This window comes from Cognatilysobacter terrigena (assembly GCF_004361065.1).
GTDB classification, from domain to species: domain Bacteria; phylum Pseudomonadota; class Gammaproteobacteria; order Xanthomonadales; family Xanthomonadaceae; genus Cognatilysobacter; species Cognatilysobacter terrigena.
This window is the reverse complement of sequence record NZ_SELT01000018.1, coordinates 24,085-38,835: the sequence shown is the minus strand read 5'-3', so window position 1 is coordinate 38,835 and position 14,751 is coordinate 24,085. Positions and strand designations below refer to the sequence as shown.

Below are 14,751 nucleotides of genomic sequence, written 5' to 3'. Positions count from 1 at the left end.
CCGTGCCGGCGGACGCGGCTGCACGCGCGGACGTGGCCGTCGCCGCGCCCGAGGCGAAGAGGACCAACCTCTTCGACCTCGAGCGTGTGCAGCTCGAGGATTTCTTCGAGCAGGTGCTGGGCGAGAAGCGGTATCGCGCCCATCAGGTGATGAAGTGGATCCACCACCGCTACGTCACCGAATTCGACCAGATGACTGACCTCGGCAAGGCGCTGCGCGCCAAGCTCGAGCAGCATGCGCACGTGCATGCGCCGTCGGTGGTGTTCGACAAGGCCTCCGAAGACGGCACGCACAAGTGGCTGCTCGGCATGGACCCGAAGAACGCCATCGAGACGGTCTACATCCCCGACAAGGGCCGCGGCACGCTGTGCGTGTCGTCGCAGGTGGGCTGCGCGCTCAACTGCCAGTTCTGCTCCACCGCCACGCAGGGCTTCAACCGCAATCTGTCGACCGCCGAGATCATCGGCCAGGTCTGGGTCGCGGCGCGCCACCTCGGCAACGTGCCGCACCAGCAGCGCAAGCTCACGAATGTCGTGATGATGGGCATGGGCGAGCCGCTGGCGAACTTCGACAACGTCGTGCGCGCGATGAGCATCATGCGCGACGACCTCGGCTACGGCCTCGCGAACAAGCGCGTCACGCTGTCGACCGCCGGCATGGTGCCGATGATCGACAAGCTGGGCGAAGTCAGCGACGTGTCGCTTGCCGTTTCGCTGCACGCACCGAACGACGACCTGCGTAGCGAACTCGTTCCGCTCAACAAGAAGTACGGCATCGAAGAGTTGGTGGAGTCCTGCGTGCGCTATGCGCTGCGCAAGGCCGGCACGTCGGTGACGTTCGAATACACGCTGATGAAGGGCGTCAACGATCAGCCTGCGCACGCGCGCGAGCTGGTTCGCCTCATGAAGGCATTCGATCGCGCCGTGCAGATGAAGGGCGCGGCGAAGATCAACCTCATTCCGTTCAACCCGTTCCCGGGCACGCGTTTCGAACGTCCGACCGATCAGGCGATCCGTGCGTTCCAGAAGTTGTTGAACGATTCGGGCATGATCGCGCCGGTGCGCCGCACGCGCGGCGACGACATCGACGCGGCCTGCGGTCAGTTGAAGGGTCAGGTGATGGATCGCACGCGACGCAATGCGGAGTTCCGCAAGCAGGTCGCACAACGGGAGCGTGGTGATGCCGCAGCGTAAGGTCGTGAGGACGTCGACGGTCGTGTTGCTTCTCGGTTCCGTCCTCCTCGCGTCCGCTTGCAGCCGGCTCACCTTCGTCCGCCAGGACACATCGCGCGGCAAGTACGAGCAGATCGCGCCCGAAGTCCACATCGATCCGAAGAACAACGCGCGCGATACCGCGTACACCATGACGCAGGTCGCGCAGTCGCGCTTGATGAGTGGCAACACGCAGGGCGCCGTCGATGCCGCGGAGCGCGCGCTCAAGGCCGACCCGAATTCCGCCGAAGCACACAGCCTGCTCGCGCTGGGCCTCGATGCGCTGGGCCGTCCGCGCGAATCCGGTCCGCACCATCGTCGGGCTGCCGAGCTGGCGCCCGAACGCGGCGCGCTCCTCAACAACTACGGCATATGGCTGTGCTCGAACGGGCAGGCCGCCGCATCGCTGGACTGGTTCGACCGCGCGGCCAACGCCACCGGCTACGACACGCCGGACGCCGCGCTCGCCAACGGGGCCGCGTGCGCGCTGCAGGCCGGCGAGGGCATCCGGGCCGAGCGCAACGCGCGCCAGGCGCTGGCCGCCGTGCCGACCAACCCGCTGGCCTTGCAGACGCTGGCGCGCATCGAATTCAACGCCGGCCACGGCCTCGAAGCCCGCGCATTCATCCAGCGACGTCTCGCAGCGGCCGCCGCTGATCAGGAAACCTTGCAGCTCGCGTCACAGATTGAACAATCCCTCGGCGACACGGCTGCGGCTGCACGCTACGTTCAGCGTATGCGGACGGAGTTTCCCCCGGACTCCCGTCCCGTTGGGGAAAAATGATGACGACTACGCACTCCGCCGGGGCTGCCGCCGGCGAGCGTCTGAAGCGGGCCCGTGAAGCGAGCGGTGTGAGTCTGGCCGACCTGTCGGCACGGACGCGGCTTTCGGTGCATGTCCTCGAAACGCTGGAGTCGGGCGCCTGGGAGCGTCTGGGTCCACCCGTATTCGTTCGTGGCCAGGCACGCGGCTATGCCCGCGCGCTGGGCATCTGCGTCGATGACGAGGCGCTGCCCAGCCCATTCACGACGACGCAGATTCCAACGCTCGTCAGCCACGCGCACGTTCCGCGCTACCGTTACATGGCCGAACAGCTCGCACGCCGAGCGGTGTACGCCGTGCTGACGGTCGCGCTGGTGGTGCCGGTGTGGCTCGCCACGCGCAGCAACCACGGCGACAGCGCGCCGCCGGTGGAATCGCTCGACGTCGCGCCGTCGCAGGCGCAGGTCGTCGAAACGCCGGCACGCACGCCGATGGTCGCGTCGCTCGCGCCGATCGCGTCCGCGGCGCAGTCCGCCACGCCGCTTCGCATCGAAGTGGCCGGGGACAGCTGGGTCCAGCTGTTCGGGTCCGACGGCAGCGTCGTCGAGAAGGGCCTGATGCATGCGGGCGACGCCCGCGACGTACAGCCGGGCGAAATCTCGCGTCTGGTGCTCGGCAATGCATCCTCGGTGCAGGTCACGCTGCACGGCCAGCCCGTCGACCTGACGCCCTACATCCGAGCGAACGTCGCGCGCTTTACGTTATCCTCTGACGGTTCCCTCGCGCCGTCCGCGCCCTGATTCCGCCGCTCGGCCGGATCACCCGGCCGACACCGCGCGAGGCCCAGTCCTCCAGCGGTTCCTGCGCATGGCGCAGGGCGAGACAGCATGGCGATCGACGAACTTCTCGACGAACACGAACAAAGCCGCCGCGTCCAGGAATGGCTGCGTCGCAATGGCGGCGGCCTGATCGGCGGCGTGGCCCTTGGCTTGGCTGCGGTGGCGGGCTGGAAGTACTGGCAGCAGCATCAGGCGCAGGCGTCGATGCGCGAGGCCGACACCTTCCAGACCGCGATGGACTCGGTCGACCGCGACGGCGCCAAGGCCGCGCCGGCCGTCAACGGCTTGCCCGCGGGCACCTACCGCAGCCTCGCGGCGTTGCGCCTCGCGAAGTCGCAGGCGGACCTCAACGACAGCGCGGCCGCAATCGCGACGTTGCGCGGCTCGATGCCGCAGGACACCACGCTGCGCCCGATCTTCGAGCGCCGCATCGCACAGCTGCAGATCCAGTCGGGCAAGGCGCAGGACGCACTCGCGTCGCTGACGGCCAACGATGGCCCGACGCTCGACCTGCGCGGCGACGCGCAGTTCGCTCTCGGTCAGGTCGACGCCGCGCGCGAGTCGTACCGTAAGGCGCTCGCGCTGACCGACGTCGGCTCGCCGCAGCGCAAGCTGATCGAGCTCAAGTACACCCAGGTCGGCGGCACGCCCGCTCCGTCGCAGACACCGTGAGGCCCTCATCGATGAAGTCCGCCCGTTCCCTTTCTCCGTCCTTGCGCGTCGCGCTGCTCGCGGCCGCGGTCATCGCGATCTCGGGTTGCTCGACCGTCGGCGGCTGGTTCAGCAGCAAGGACAAGAAGGCGGCCAAGCCGACCGAACTCGCCGCGATCACGCCGACGATCAACGTCGCGCAGTTGTGGAGCGCGAACGTCGGTGGGGGCGAAGGCCGTCTCGGCCTGCGTCAGGCGCCGGTGGTCGACGGTGGTCACGTCTATGCCGCGGCGGTGAAGGGCGGCGTCTACGCGCTCGACCTGCAGACGGGCAAGGCGCTGTGGCATCACGACACCAAGGTGCAGGTCTCCGGCGGCCCCGGCGTCGGTGACGGCCTGGTCGTCGTCGGTGGCCTCGAGGGCGAAGTCATCGCGCTCGATGCGTCGACCGGCGAAGAGAAGTGGAAGGCGAAGGTCGGCAACGAAGTCATCGCCGCGCCCGCCATCGCGCAGGGCCACGTGTTCGTGCGTTCGGTCGATGGCCGCGTCACCGCGTTCGACTCCGCGAATGGCGAACGCCGCTGGTTCTGGAACCACGACCTTCCGACGCTGACCGCGCGTGGCAACGACGGTGTGACCGTCGGCCCGGGCGTCATCTTCGTCGGCAACGACGACGGCACGGTGACCATGCTCGCGGTCAACGACGGTCGCCCGCTGTGGGATCTGCCGATCGCGCAGCCTGAAGGCCGTAACGAACTCGAGCGCATGGCCGACGTCGACGGCACGCCGGTGCTGGAAGGCGGCACGCTGTTCGCCACCAGCATGAAGAAGACGACGGCCGCGATCGACGCACCGAACGGTCGCCCGATCTGGAGCGCCGAGCATGGCGGCCCGGGTCGTCCGGCCGTGTCGAGCGATCGTGTCGTCGTGACGGAAGCCGATGGCGGCGTGTTCGGCCTCGACAAGCAGAGTGGCGGTGCGCTGTGGCAGCAGCCGGGCCTGGTGCGTCGCGACGTAACCGCGCCCGCGGTTGCGGGCGATGCCGCGGTGGTCGGTGACCTCGAAGGCTACGTGCACTGGCTGCGCCTGTCCGACGGCGCGTTCGCCGCGCGCATGCGCGCCGGCAGCGATGCCATCCTCGCGCCGCCGGTCGTCGCAGACGGCATCGTGCTCGTGCAGAACGTCGACGGCCGCCTGACCGCGTTCCGCGCGCAGTAATCGTTCGCGCGGGCCGCGCAGGTGGCGACGCCACCGCGCGGCCCGTTCGTTTTTCGGATCCACCGATTTCAGACCCAACCGAGGTCGCACCATGCTCCCGCTCGTCGCCCTCGTCGGTCGTCCCAACGTCGGAAAATCCACGCTGTTCAACGTGCTGACGCGAACGCGCGACGCGCTCGTGCACGACGAGCCCGGCGTGACGCGCGATCGCAACTACGGCGTCGCGCGTCCCGAAGGGCGTCCTGCCTTCGCCGTGGTGGACACCGGCGGTATCGCCGGCGAGGACGAAGGCCTTGCAGGCGCGACTGCGCGCCAGGCGCGCGCGGCGGCGGAAGAAGCGGACCTCGTTCTGTTCGTCGTCGACGGCCGCGAAGGCCCGTCCGCGCTGGACGACGAAATCCTGCAGTGGCTGCGGCGTACCGGCCGGCCGACCCTGCTCGTGGTCAACAAGACCGACGGCATCGACGCGCACCAGGCGATCAACGAGTTCGCACGCTACGGCTTGGACGACCGCATCGCCGTCGCAGCGTCGCACCGCCACGGCATGGACGACCTGTTCGCGCGCATCTACAAGCGGTTGCCGGAAGAGGGCACCGCCCCGGTGCTGGACGAGGATCCGACGCGCATCCGCGTTGCGTTCATCGGCCGTCCGAACGTGGGCAAGTCCACGCTGGTGAATCGCCTGCTCGGCGAGGAACGCATGATCGCCTCGGAGGTGCCGGGCACGACGCGCGATTCCGTCGCGATCGACATGGAGCGCGATGGTCGCCGTTATCGTTTGATCGACACCGCCGGTTTGCGTCGCAAGTCGCGCGTCGATGAGGCGGTCGAGAAGTTCTCGGCATTCAAGACGCTGTCGGCGATCGAGCAGTGCCAGGTCGCGGTCGTGCTGCTCGACGGTTCGGAAGGCATCACCGACCAGGACGCCACGGTTCTCGGCTACGCGCTCGACGCGGGCCGCGCGCTCGTCATCGCGGTCAACAAGTGGGACGGTCTGACCGACTACCAGCGCGATCAGGCCGCATCGCTGCTGTCGCGCAAGCTCGGTTTCGTCGAATGGGCGGAAGCGGTGCGCATCAGCGCAAAGCACGGCTCGGGCCTGCGCGAACTGTTCGCGGCGATCCACCGCGCGCATGCGTCGGCGACGAAGGAATTCAGCACGAGCGATGTCACCCGCGCGGTCGAGATCGCCTACGAAACGAATCCGCCGCCGACGGTGCGTGGGCATGTCGCCAAGATGCGTTTCGCGCATCCGGCCGGCAGCAATCCGCCGACCTTCGTCGTGCACGGCACGCGCCTGCGCACGTTGAGCGACACCTACCGGCGCTACCTCGAGAATTTCTTCCGCAAGCGCTTCAAGCTCGTCGGTACGCCGGTGCGCTTCGTCTTCAAGGAAGGCAACAACCCGTACGAAGGCAAGAAGAACGTGCTGACGGAGAAGCAGGTCGCGAAGAAGCGCCGTCTGCTTCGCCACGTCAAGCGAAAGTAAGGCTTTCGCGACGCGGCGTTTCACTCGCGTCGCACCCAGCCCCGTGCACTGCGGGACAATCCATCGATGATTCCGACCCTTGCCCCGTCCGAAGCCTTCGAGCGCCAACGCGCTGGGGCGGTGCTGGTGGACGTGCGCGAGCGGCACGAACGCGCGAGCGGCATGGCGACCGGCGCCATCGCGTGCGCGGCTGGGGACATTGCGTCCACGTTGACCGATCGCAGCCGCGAGATCGGTGTGATCTGCGAGTCCGGCGTGCGGTCGGCGAAAGCCGTATCGCTGCTCCTCGATGCCGGTTACACGCGAGTGTTTTCCGTCGCCGGCGGCACGCGTCGCTGGCGTGCGGATGGTCTGCCGATCGTGCACCCCGAAGGCGATGCGGACTTCTTCGATCGCTACTCGCGCCACCTGCGGCTGCCGGAAGTGGGCGTCGACGGACAGGAACGTCTGCACCGTTCGCGCGTGCTCGTCATCGGCGCGGGCGGGCTCGGCTCGCCTGCTGCGTACTACCTCGCGGCAGCGGGCGTCGGCACGCTGCGGATCGCGGACGATGACGTCGTCGATCGCAGCAACTTGCAGCGGCAGATCCTGCACACTGATGCGCGGGTCGGTGTCGCCAAGGTTGAATCGGCGACGGCCGCACTGCATGCGCTCAATCCGCGCCTGCGTATCGAGGCGGAACGCGTGCGCGTCACATCGGACAACGTGGATGCGCTCGTCGACGGTGTCGACGTCGTCATCGACGGCGCCGACAACTTCCCGGCGCGTTACCTGCTCAACGACGCCTGCGTGCTCCACGCGAAGCCGCTCGTCTACGGCGCCGTGCACCGTTTCGACGGCCAGCTCTCGGTGTTCGACGCCGGCCGGCATCGCGGCGAATGCCCGTGCTATCGCTGCCTGTTCCCCGAACCGCCACCGGCTGAAGCCGCGCCGAACTGCGCGGAAGCCGGTGTGCTCGGCGTGCTGCCGGGCGTGGTCGGCCTCCTGCAGGCGACTGAAGCCATCAAGCTGCTGCTGGGCATCGGCGAATCGCTCGCCGGCCGCCTGCTTCACTTCGACGCGCTCGCCATGCGTTTCAGGGAGACGCGCCTGCGACCCGATCCGGATTGCCCGGTCTGCGCACCCGGCCGGCCGTTCCCCGGCTACATCGACTACGCCCAATTCTGCGCGGGCTGACCGGGCCGCGGTCCGAGCGGCGATAATGCGCGCCCGTTCGCAGCTTCCCCGCCGATGACCGACGCTCGCCCGACCGCCCGCATCCTCGACGGCAAGCGCATCGCCGAGACGCTGCTCGATGAGCTCAAGGCGCGGGTCGACACACGCCTCGCGGCAGGCAAGTCCGCGCCGGGCCTCGCGGTGATTCTTGTCGGCGATGACCCGGCCTCATCGGTCTACGTGCGCAACAAGCGCCGCGCCGCGCAGAAGGTCGGCATCCGGGCGGTCGACCACGACCTGCCGGCGGATACGACGGACGCGGAGCTGCTCGCGCTGATCGACCGCCTGAACGCGAACCCGGACATCCACGGCATCTTGCTGCAGCTGCCGCTGCCGGATCGGCGCGATGCATCAGCGCTCATCAACCGCATCGACCCGCGCAAGGACGTCGACGGCTTCCACCCGCAGAACGTCGGCGCGCTGGTGCTGCGCGAATTCGGCCTTCGCCCCTGCACGCCGCGCGGCATCACCACGCTGCTGGGCTACACGGATCGTCCGGTGCGCGGGCAGAGCGCGACCATCGTCGGCGTCAGCAACCATGTCGGCCGCCCGATGGCGCTGGAGCTGCTGATCGCGGGCTGCACCGTCACCTGCTGCCACCGCTTCACGCCTGCGGAAACGCTGGAGGCGGCGGTGCGCGGCGCGGACATCCTGGTCGTCGCGGTCGGGAAACCCGGCCTGATTCCGGGTGAATGGGTGAAGCCGGGGGCGGTCGTCATCGATGTCGGCATCAACCGGCTGGACGACGGCCGCCTCGTCGGTGATGTCGGCTTCGACGCCGCTGCGGAGCGCGCCAGCTGGATCACACCGGTACCGGGCGGGGTGGGGCCGATGACCGTCGCCACGCTGATGGAAAACACGCTGGACGCGGCCGAAGCGCTGGATCCCTGAGTCGGCCCGACGCGCATCGCGCGGGAGCCTGCACCCCGCGATTCCTCCCATAAGCCGGCGCGTTCCACGCAGCAGCGTGTGAAGGCGACCGCGCCCGCGTTACAATGACGCGCTTCATCCTCCCGGGGCCGCCCATGCTGCGCATCCAGGCTGAAGCGCTTACTTTCGACGACGTCTCGCTCGTCCCCGCGCACTCGACGGTCCTGCCCAAGGACGTCTCGCTCGCGACCCGCCTCACCCGTGACCTGACCATCCGCCTGCCGATCCTCTCGGCGGCGATGGACACCGTGTCCGAAGCGCGCCTCGCGATCGCGATGGCGCAGCTCGGCGGCATCTCGATCATCCACAAGAACATGGGTGTCGAGCAGCAAGCGGCGCAGGTCGCGCAGGTCAAGAACTTCGAAGCTGGCGTGATCAAGGAGCCGTTCACCGTCGGCCCGCAGACGACGATCGCCGAAGTGCTGAAGCTGACGCGCGCCCGCAACATCTCCGGCGTGCCGGTGGTGGACGAGAACGGCCAGCTGGTCGGCATCGTCACCAGCCGCGACATGCGCTTCGAAAAGCAGCTCGACGATCCGGTGCGCAACATCATGACGCGCAAGGATCGCCTGGTGACCGTCAAGGAAGGCGCGTCGGACGACGAAGTGCTCGGCCTGCTTCACAAACACCGCATCGAGAAGGTGCTCGTCGTCAACGACGACTTCGCGCTGCGCGGTCTGATCACGGTCAAGGACATCCAGAAGAAGCGCGACAACCCGAGCGCGGGTTATGACCCGAGCGGTCGCCTGCTGGTCGGTGCGGCGGTGGGTGTTGGTGGCGATACCGAAGCGCGCGTCGAGGCGCTGGTCGCCGCAGGCGTCGACGTCATCGTCGTCGACACCGCGCACGGTCATTCGCAGGGCGTGCTCGAGCGCGTGAAGTGGGTCAAGACGAAGTTCCCGAAGTGCCAGGTCATCGGCGGCAACATCGTCACCGGCGATGCCGCGCTCGCGCTGATGGATCACGGCGCGGATGCCGTGAAGGTCGGCGTCGGTCCGGGTTCGATCTGCACGACGCGCATCGTGGCCGGTGTCGGCGTGCCGCAGATCACCGCGGTCGACATGGTCGCCGAGGCCCTGCATGACCGCATTCCGCTGATCGCGGACGGCGGCATCCGCTACTCGGGAGACATCGGCAAGGCGATCGTCGCCGGCGCATCGAGCGTGATGATCGGCGGCCTGTTCGCGGGCACCGAGGAGTCGCCGGGCGAAACCGAACTGTTCCAGGGCCGCAGCTACAAGAGCTATCGCGGCATGGGCTCGCTTGGCGCGATGGAAAAGGGGTCGAAGGACCGCTACTTCCAGGACGCGTCCGACGCCGACAAGCTCGTGCCGGAAGGCATCGAAGGGCGCGTCCCATATCGCGGCCCACTGCGTGGCGTGGTGCACCAGCTCGCCGGCGGCCTGCGCGCGACCATGGGCTACGTCGGCTGCGCGACCATCGAAGAGATGCGCAAGAAGCCGAGCTTCGTGCGCGTCACCAGCGCGGGTACGCGCGAAAGCCACGTGCACGACGTGCAGATCACCAAGGAACCGCCGAACTACCGCACGTAGTTTGCGGCGCGCCGGCAACGGCGCCACACGATGTCGACGGCCGCGACGTCGGGCCGTCGGAGAGTTTCAGTCCCGCAGCGCGGGACGCACTGGAAGACCGAGCGCGTGCACGACATCCACAGCGACAAGATCCTGATCCTTGACTTCGGCGCGCAGTACACGCAGCTGATCGCGCGCCGCGTGCGCGAGCTCGGCGTCTACTGCGAGATCTGGGCATGGGACCACGATCCCGCGGAGATCGCGAAGTTCGCGCCGAAGGGCATCATCCTTTCGGGCGGTCCGGAATCGACGACGCTGCCGGGTGCGCCGCGTGCGCCGCAAGAGGTGTTCGACTCGGGCCTTCCGATCCTCGGCATCTGCTACGGCATGCAGACGATGGCCGTGCAGCTCGGCGGCGCGACGGAAGCCGCCGACGCGCGCGAATTCGGACATGCGACGGTCGAGCTCGTCGCGCAGGACTCGCTTTTCGGCGACCTCAAGGATCATCCCGGAGCGCCGCCGCGCCTCGATGTGTGGATGAGCCACGGCGACCACGTGTCGAAGGCGCCGCCGGGCTTCGTCGTCACTGCGCGCACCGATCGCATTCCGGTCGCCGCGATGGCGAACGAGGCGAAGCGCTGGTACGCCGTGCAGTTCCATCCGGAAGTCACGCACACGAAGTCGGGGCAGGCGTTGCTGAGCCGCTTCGTGGTCGACATCTGCGGCTGCGAGACGCTGTGGACGGCGGCGAACATCATCGAAGACCAGATCGCGCGCGTGCGTGCGCAGGTCGGCAGCGACGAGGTGATCCTCGGCCTGTCCGGTGGTGTCGACTCGTCGGTGGTGGCCGCGCTGTTGCATCGCGCGATCGGCGACCAGCTCACCTGTGTCTTCGTCGACACCGGCCTGCTGCGCTTCCAGGAAGGCGACCAGGTCATGGACATGTTCGCCGAGCACATGGGCGTGCGCGTCATTCGTGTCAATGCTCGCGACCGCTATTTCGATGCGCTGAAGGGCGTCGACGATCCGGAGGCCAAGCGCAAGATCATCGGACGCCTGTTCGTCGAGATCTTCGACGAGGAGTCGCACAAGCTCACGAACGCGAAGTGGCTCGCGCAGGGCACGATCTATCCGGACGTGATCGAGTCGGCGGGCAGCAAGACCGGCAAGGCGCACGTGATCAAGAGCCACCACAACGTGGGCGGCCTGCCGGAGGAGATGAACCTTGGGCTGGTCGAACCGCTGCGCGAGCTGTTCAAGGACGAAGTGCGTCGTCTCGGCGTCGAACTCGGCCTCCCGCGCGCGATGGTCTATCGCCATCCCTTCCCGGGCCCTGGTCTTGGCGTACGCATCCTCGGCGAAGTGAAGCCGGAGTACGCGGAGATCCTCGCCAAGGCCGATCACATCTTCATCGACGAACTGCGTCGCGCCGATCTCTACGACAAGGTCAGCCAGGCGTTCGCGGTGTTCCTGCCGGTGCGTTCGGTCGGCGTCGTGGGCGATGCGCGGGCGTACGAATGGGTGATTTCGCTACGCGCGGTCGAAACCATCGACTTCATGACCGCGCACTGGGCGCACCTGCCGCACGAATTCCTCGGCCACGTGTCGAACCGGATCATCAACGAAGTCCGCGGCGTGTCGCGTGTCGTGTACGACATCAGCGGCAAGCCGCCCGCGACGATCGAATGGGAATGAGCGACCTGCTTGCGCGGCACTGCCGCGCAGGTCGCTCATTGCCCCGCCGAGTAGGCGGGGCCGGGCGTTCGCACTAACCGTCGCGCGACAGATCGCTCTTGCCTCCGCGGCTCCCAGAATGACCCTCCTCAGCACCATCGACCAAACATTCATGCGCGAAGCCCTCGCGCTAGCCGAACACGCCCGCGACACCCACGACGAGATCCCCGTCGGCGCGCTCGTCGTGGACGCAAGCGGCGAGGTCATCGGCCAAGGCTGGAACCGCAACATCGGCGACAACGACCCGAGCGCACACGCCGAGATCGTCGCGATGCGCGAAGCGGGCAGGGCGCTCGGCAACCACCGCCTCGTCGGTGCGACGCTCTACGTCACGCTCGAACCTTGCGCCATGTGCGCAATGGCGATGATCCACGCGCGACTGGCACGCGTCGTGTTCGGTGCCTTCGATCCCAAGACCGGGGCAGCGGGCAGCGTGTTCGACCTGCTCGCGGACCCGCGCCACAACCATCGTGTCGATGTCACGGGCGGCGTCCTCGCCGACGAAGCCGGCTCGATGCTCACGAACTACTTCCGCGCCAAGCGCGGCAAACCTGCGACGTCCTAGCTGCGGTGCCGCTGGATCTCGTGATCCAGCTCCTCGTCGAAACTGCGCACCGCAAGGCTCACTTCGATGCCGAGCAGCAGGCTCGCACCCAGCAGCACGATCACGCCGACGATCGCAAGCGCGGTCGGCAGCACGTCGAGGTGGTAGCGCAGGAACGTGTCGATCGCGAGCGTCAGGCTGGTTCCAACGAAGCAGCCCAGCGCGATGTAGAGCATCTGGCATGCGCGCAGCACCAGATGGGCGCGACGTCGGTGGCGACGGATGCGCAGATCGCGCGCGGCCTGGTCCGGCGCCACGTGCTGCCATTCGACGATCAGCCCGCGCAGTCGGTCAACCACGCGGGCCAGTCGCGCGTTGGCGGACACCAGCATCGAACCCGTCGCCGTCATCAGCAGGGCCGGCGCCAGCATGGTGGTCAGGACTGCGTAGTGGCCGTCGTTGAGGATCGAATTCATCGCGTCGTGCCCCGGGGACGCTGGATTATGATGCGCAAATCACCGCAAGGACCATGCGCATGAGCGACCTCCGCACCCAAGGCCAGCGTCTCATCTGGATCGACCTCGAGATGACCGGCCTCGACACCGACAAAGATTCGATCCTCGAGATCGCGACCATCGTGACCGATGCGGAGCTCAACATCCTGGCCGAGGGCCCCGAGTTCGCGATCGCGCATCCGGTCGAGCGGCTGGAGGCGATGGACGACTGGAATCGCAACCAGCATCGCCGCTCCGGCTTGTGGGATCGGGTGGTGTCGCAGGGCGTGTCGATGGCGGAAGCGGAAGCGCGCACCGTCGAATTCCTCGACCAGTGGGTCGCGCCGAATTCGTCGCCGATGTGCGGGAACTCGATCTGCCAGGACCGCCGCTTCCTGCACCGCCTGATGCCGCGCGTGGAGAAGCACTTCCACTACCGCAACCTCGACGTCAGCACCATCAAGGAACTCGCGCGCCGTTGGGCGCCGCAGGTGCTGTCCGGCGTGAGTAAGGAATCTGCGCATACCGCGCTGAGCGACACGCGCGACTCCATCGCGGAACTGCGTCACTACCGTCAGTTCATGGGCGAACTCGGCGGCCCGAAGCAGGGCTGATCGCGGGGAACCGTCGCCGCGAGTCGCGGTCGATGCCTGTCGTGGACGACAGGAGTCGGCAATGGCGGAACGGAGGCGTGGGGATCGGGATCGCGTCGTTGCGGTTGTCGCGACGATCGTTTTGCAGCTCGCGCTGGGCGCTGCGGTGCTTCGCTTGAAGCCGGCGGTTTCGACCGCATCCGCATCGAAGTGGGATGATGCGATCCGCGTGGAGTTCATCCGACGCACGACAGCGCCACAGACAGCGACACGCGATACGCCTCGCTTGCCCGTCGGTGCGACCGTGGCGCGCACCGTAGCCGTCGTCCCGAAGTCAGCGGCCAGTCCGTTGAGGGACACGCCCGCTGACGCTCGCGATGATTCAAGTTCGACGGGTCCTGCGGCACTCGACCTGCACGTCCGCGAGCGCTCGTCGTCTTCGACGCGCGTCGACACACGTGACGTGTTCGAGCGTCGCCCCGGAGTCGATGCGCGACGCACTCGCTTCGAGCACGCATGGGCGCCGTCCGGGAATGTGCTGGAGCAGGCTCGCTTCCGATCGAAAGCCGCGGGGGTGGCGCTCGGCTTGTTCGGCGGGCCGCCGCGGAAATGTACGGAGGTCGAGCGGCGCCTGCGCAAGCCGGACTGCATCTCGCTTCACGGCCAGGAGCTCGACGACGAACTCGCGCGCACCGGGGGCGAGCCATGACCTTTTGACACATAAAAAAAGACCCGCTTTCGCGGGTCTTTGAAAAGTTGGCGTCCCCACGGGGATTCGAACCCCGGTCGCTACCGTGAAAGGGTAATGTCCTAGGCCTCTAGACGATGGGGACGTCGTGGCAGGTCGGATGTTCTCGACACGCCAGAACTTTGGTGGAGCCAGCCGGGATCGAACCGGCGACCTCTACAATGCCATTGTAGCGCTCTCCCAGCTGAGCTATGGCCCCACGCGCTGGAGAGCCGGCATATTAGTGAGCGGCCTTCGAAGCGTCAAGCGTCGTCGACGACTTCTTCACGCTCTTCCGCAGGAATCGCACCTTCGAACCGCAGCGTCGCCGCACCGTGACCGCGGTCGCCGAGGTACTGCAGCCATTTGCCCAGAAACGTGTTCATCCGCATGCGATGGCCGAGCAGCCGCTCCGGCGTCGGGTTGAGCCCGATCACGTCCTGCCAGCGGCGACCGACATAGCAGTGCGTGGCCTCGGCCTGCCGCGCGTCGTGGTAGAGGCGCACGTAGGCCGACGGATCGGATTCGCCGGTGACCGGATCGACCATCGCGTAGCTGAGGCTGATTTCGGTCGTGTAGGGATGCTGGCCCATCACGTCGATGCGCAGCGGCACGCCGTCGCCGATATCCGAAATCCAGCGGCCCTCGCCGAGGTGCCGGATATCGAAAAGCCGCCCCAGGCGGCCGTGGTTTTCGGCGTACAGCGCCATCAGCCAGGCGAAGCGGCTGAGGCGCGGGATGAGCTTCTTGCGGGCGACCAGTTGGGACATGGACCGACTCTACACGCCGGTCGTCCCGGAAAGTGCGACGAA

General features: G+C 67.6%; 15 protein-coding genes and 2 tRNA genes. 13 read left to right on the top strand and 4 right to left on the bottom strand.

The window, feature by feature from the left end:
* Window positions 1–32: 32 nt before the first annotated feature.
* From rlmN to tadA, 11 genes are all read left to right on the top strand, one after another.
* Window positions 33–1,193, top strand: coding sequence for a dual-specificity RNA methyltransferase RlmN (gene rlmN, locus EVS83_RS11060; RefSeq protein WP_425456098.1), 1,161 nt, complete (start codon window positions 33–35; stop codon window positions 1,191–1,193).
* Window positions 1,180–1,995 (top strand): tetratricopeptide repeat protein, encoded by an 816-nt coding sequence (locus EVS83_RS11055; RefSeq protein ID WP_133501102.1) that lies wholly within the window; start codon window positions 1,180–1,182, stop codon window positions 1,993–1,995. Before rlmN ends, EVS83_RS11055 begins: the two co-directional genes overlap by 14 nt.
* On the top strand, window positions 1,992–2,774 hold the full coding sequence (locus EVS83_RS11050) for a helix-turn-helix domain-containing protein (RefSeq protein WP_342774954.1): 783 nt from the start codon (window positions 1,992–1,994) through the stop codon (window positions 2,772–2,774). The genes EVS83_RS11055 and EVS83_RS11050 overlap by 4 nt, the downstream gene beginning before the upstream one ends.
* An 87-nt stretch (window positions 2,775–2,861) precedes the next feature.
* The gene (locus tag EVS83_RS11045; RefSeq protein ID WP_133501100.1) at window positions 2,862–3,485 is read left to right on the top strand and encodes a YfgM family protein; all 624 of its coding nucleotides are present in this window, start codon (window positions 2,862–2,864) and stop codon (window positions 3,483–3,485) included.
* Between the two features lie 11 nt (window positions 3,486–3,496).
* Window positions 3,497–4,681, top strand: coding sequence for an outer membrane protein assembly factor BamB (gene bamB, locus EVS83_RS11040; RefSeq protein WP_133501099.1), 1,185 nt, complete (start codon window positions 3,497–3,499; stop codon window positions 4,679–4,681).
* A gap of 91 nt (window positions 4,682–4,772) precedes the next feature.
* Window positions 4,773–6,170: a ribosome biogenesis GTPase Der gene (der, locus tag EVS83_RS11035; protein ID WP_133501098.1), complete on the top strand. Its 1,398-nt coding sequence runs from the start codon at window positions 4,773–4,775 to the stop codon at window positions 6,168–6,170.
* 48 nt (window positions 6,171–6,218) lie between these two features.
* The gene (moeB, locus tag EVS83_RS11030) at window positions 6,219–7,346 is read left to right on the top strand and encodes a molybdopterin-synthase adenylyltransferase MoeB (protein WP_133501097.1); all 1,128 of its coding nucleotides are present in this window, start codon (window positions 6,219–6,221) and stop codon (window positions 7,344–7,346) included.
* Window positions 7,347–7,400: 54 nt separating this feature from the next.
* Window positions 7,401–8,276, top strand: coding sequence for a bifunctional methylenetetrahydrofolate dehydrogenase/methenyltetrahydrofolate cyclohydrolase FolD (gene folD / locus EVS83_RS11025; RefSeq protein ID WP_133501096.1), 876 nt, complete (start codon window positions 7,401–7,403; stop codon window positions 8,274–8,276).
* A gap of 134 nt (window positions 8,277–8,410) precedes the next feature.
* Complete coding sequence (gene guaB / locus EVS83_RS11020; protein ID WP_133501135.1) at window positions 8,411–9,868, top strand: IMP dehydrogenase; 1,458 nt, start codon at window positions 8,411–8,413, stop codon at window positions 9,866–9,868.
* A 105-nt stretch (window positions 9,869–9,973) separates the two neighbouring features.
* Window positions 9,974–11,542 (top strand): glutamine-hydrolyzing GMP synthase, encoded by a 1,569-nt coding sequence (gene guaA, locus EVS83_RS11015; RefSeq protein ID WP_133501095.1) that lies wholly within the window; start codon window positions 9,974–9,976, stop codon window positions 11,540–11,542.
* Between the two features lie 118 nt (window positions 11,543–11,660).
* Window positions 11,661–12,146 (top strand): tRNA adenosine(34) deaminase TadA, encoded by a 486-nt coding sequence (gene tadA / locus EVS83_RS11010; RefSeq protein WP_133501094.1) that lies wholly within the window; start codon window positions 11,661–11,663, stop codon window positions 12,144–12,146.
* Here the strand turns inward: tadA and EVS83_RS11005 are convergent.
* Entirely contained in the window at window positions 12,143–12,601 is a 459-nt protein-coding gene (locus tag EVS83_RS11005) for a DUF2721 domain-containing protein (protein WP_133501093.1), read from the bottom strand. The genes tadA and EVS83_RS11005 overlap by 4 nt on opposite strands.
* 59 nt (window positions 12,602–12,660) lie before the next feature.
* On the opposite strand from EVS83_RS11005, the gene orn reads away from it, so the two are divergent.
* Together orn and EVS83_RS10995 are read left to right on the top strand one after the other, a co-directional pair.
* Window positions 12,661–13,233 (top strand): oligoribonuclease, encoded by a 573-nt coding sequence (gene orn, locus EVS83_RS11000; protein ID WP_133501092.1) that lies wholly within the window; start codon window positions 12,661–12,663, stop codon window positions 13,231–13,233.
* A gap of 442 nt (window positions 13,234–13,675) precedes the next feature.
* Window positions 13,676–13,921, top strand: a complete 246-nt coding sequence (locus EVS83_RS10995; RefSeq protein ID WP_133501091.1) for a hypothetical protein — start codon at window positions 13,676–13,678, stop codon at window positions 13,919–13,921.
* 48 nt (window positions 13,922–13,969) lie between these two features.
* Here the strand turns inward: EVS83_RS10995 and EVS83_RS10990 are convergent.
* The 3 genes from EVS83_RS10990 to EVS83_RS10980 form a co-directional block, all read right to left on the bottom strand.
* Window positions 13,970–14,045 (bottom strand) — tRNA-Glu (locus EVS83_RS10990).
* 38 nt (window positions 14,046–14,083) lie between these two features.
* Window positions 14,084–14,159, bottom strand: a tRNA-Ala gene (locus tag EVS83_RS10985).
* 43 nt (window positions 14,160–14,202) lie between these two features.
* Window positions 14,203–14,709, bottom strand: a complete 507-nt coding sequence (locus EVS83_RS10980; RefSeq protein ID WP_133501090.1) for a DUF1249 domain-containing protein — start codon at window positions 14,707–14,709, stop codon at window positions 14,203–14,205.
* Window positions 14,710–14,751 lie beyond the last annotated feature (42 nt).

Coding starts and splice junctions, on each gene's coding strand:
- orn (WP_133501092.1), top strand. CDS start 12,661: ATGAGCGACCTCCGCACCCAAGGCCAGCGTCTCATCTGGATCGACCTC.
- EVS83_RS11005 (WP_133501093.1), bottom strand. CDS start 12,601: ATGAATTCGATCCTCAACGACGGCCACTACGCAGTCCTGACCACCATG.
- folD (WP_133501096.1), top strand. CDS start 7,401: ATGACCGACGCTCGCCCGACCGCCCGCATCCTCGACGGCAAGCGCATC.
- EVS83_RS10980 (WP_133501090.1), bottom strand. CDS start 14,709: ATGTCCCAACTGGTCGCCCGCAAGAAGCTCATCCCGCGCCTCAGCCGC.
- der (WP_133501098.1), top strand. CDS start 4,773: ATGCTCCCGCTCGTCGCCCTCGTCGGTCGTCCCAACGTCGGAAAATCC.
- guaB (WP_133501135.1), top strand. CDS start 8,411: ATGCTGCGCATCCAGGCTGAAGCGCTTACTTTCGACGACGTCTCGCTC.
- EVS83_RS11045 (WP_133501100.1), top strand. CDS start 2,862: ATGGCGATCGACGAACTTCTCGACGAACACGAACAAAGCCGCCGCGTC.
- tadA (WP_133501094.1), top strand. CDS start 11,661: ATGACCCTCCTCAGCACCATCGACCAAACATTCATGCGCGAAGCCCTC.
- EVS83_RS11055 (WP_133501102.1), top strand. CDS start 1,180: ATGCCGCAGCGTAAGGTCGTGAGGACGTCGACGGTCGTGTTGCTTCTC.
- EVS83_RS11050 (WP_342774954.1), top strand. CDS start 1,992: ATGATGACGACTACGCACTCCGCCGGGGCTGCCGCCGGCGAGCGTCTG.
- bamB (WP_133501099.1), top strand. CDS start 3,497: ATGAAGTCCGCCCGTTCCCTTTCTCCGTCCTTGCGCGTCGCGCTGCTC.